Source organism: Streptococcus sp. HMSC066F01 (assembly GCF_001837335.1).
Taxonomy (GTDB): Bacteria; Bacillota; Bacilli; order Lactobacillales; family Streptococcaceae; genus Streptococcus; species Streptococcus oralis_S.
On the sequence record NZ_KV832101.1, the window covers coordinates 1,270 to 1,615 of the forward strand.

The 346-nt window shown below is 39.6% G+C and carries 1 protein-coding gene; it reads left to right on the forward strand.

The window, feature by feature from the left end; translation table 11 throughout:
* The coding region (locus HMPREF2655_RS03045; RefSeq protein WP_180364311.1) for a hypothetical protein at positions 1–346 on the forward strand (346 nt) is incomplete at both ends.

Consider the following 346-nt stretch of genomic DNA (forward strand, 5'->3'; position numbering starts at 1 on the left):
ACAAATTCGTGGTCGAATCAATCAAGAAGGCGACAAGGTTACAATCTATGTACCCGATAGTGTCTTCAATCCAGGTAATAACAAGTTCGACTATGATTTGAGTAAGGAAGCACATGCTCCTGAAACGAATGAAGAGGATGAAGTTGATCCGCCAGCTGATTATAAACCTGTAAAAGAAGAAGTTACAGTTCCTGAGTTGACTGGTGTCTTCAAGACGGGTGAGTATACAACTCAACAAATCGGTGGACGTAATGAAACAGTTGAAGTTCATAAACTCGAGTACTGTTACCCAAGTGTCACTAAGAAAATTACTGATGCAGATAAGAGTAATGACTTGGGAGAAATT